This window comes from Sphingobium sp. D43FB (assembly GCF_002312805.1).
In the GTDB taxonomy this organism is placed as follows: domain Bacteria; phylum Pseudomonadota; class Alphaproteobacteria; order Sphingomonadales; family Sphingomonadaceae; genus Sphingobium.
The window spans coordinates 1-1,113 of the sequence record NZ_NMUA01000140.1; the positions used below are offsets into that span (position 1 = coordinate 1).

Genomic DNA, 1,113 nt, shown 5'->3' on the forward strand with positions numbered 1-1,113 from the left:
GTGAAGCGGAACAAGACGGACGCCGCCGACGCGGAGGCCATATGCGAGGCCGTCGCCAAGCCGAACATGCGGTTTGTTCCTATCAAGACGAAGCAGCAACAGGCGGTTCTGGCTTTGCATCGTGTCCGCAGCCTGTTGGTCCGACAGCGAACGGCGACGATCAATGCACTGCGCGGACTGCTGGGCGAATACGGGCTTATCGCGGGCAAGGGCGTGCGACAGCTCGCGATATTGAGCGAGCGTCTTGCAACCTCGGACAAGACCGTCGTCCCGGACGAAGCGCGAGAAGCGTTGCGATGTCTTTTCCGGCACATCGACACATTAACCGATAAGCTTGGCGAGATGGAGAAGCGGATCGTCGCCTGGCACAAATCAAACCCGGACAGCCAGCGTCTGGCTACTGCTCCGGGCGTGGGCCCAATTACGGCGACAGCGATTGTGGCAGCCGTCGGCGATGGCAGTCAGTTCAAGTCTTCCCGTCATTTTGCAGCTTGGCTTGGCCTGACGCCACGGATTCGAGCGAGCGGGGGAAAAGAGAAGATTGGTCGGATCAGCAAAGGCGGCGATCGATATCTCCGAACGCTCTTGATCCATGGAGCTCGGGCCGTTGTAGGAACAACGTTCCGCAAGGACGTGACACCTCGGCCCTGGCTTAAAGCTTTGGTCGACAGGAGGCCCGTGAATGTAGCCTCAACAGCCGTCGCTCACAAGACGGCTCGCTCGATCTGGGCCATGTTGACCAGGAATGAGGTATACCGCCGTCCATCGCCTTTGCCGATGGCGGCCTAACCAGTTCGGCGCCGATGTGATGGTGCCGACTTGCGAGGGCAACGACAGAGTATGGCGAACCGGTATCACCGGGGATCGACAAAGGTCACTGAAATGATGCGAACCAATTTGAGTTCGTCCATTTGTCCGGCCGTCGATCCGCGGAAACCATAGGGGCCTGCGGCGTGTTATGCCGCACAACAAGGCCGGATACACGACCGCAAGATCCGAAATCGTCGAAATCTGTTGAAAAGCCTTGCAAGGTGGGGGTGGTCCATACACGTCGTTCTGTTCCAGAAGGATAGCGCCGACGAGACGGGTAATCGCCTCTTCGTTGGGGAAGAT

The 1,113-nt window shown here is 58.8% G+C and carries 1 protein-coding gene; it reads left to right on the forward strand.

From position 1 onward, the window contains the following. Nucleotides 1–789: IS110 family transposase (locus tag SxD43FB_RS23690; protein ID WP_141249641.1), on the forward strand; the 789-nt coding region annotated here is incomplete at its 5' end. Nucleotides 790–1,113 lie beyond the last annotated feature (324 nt).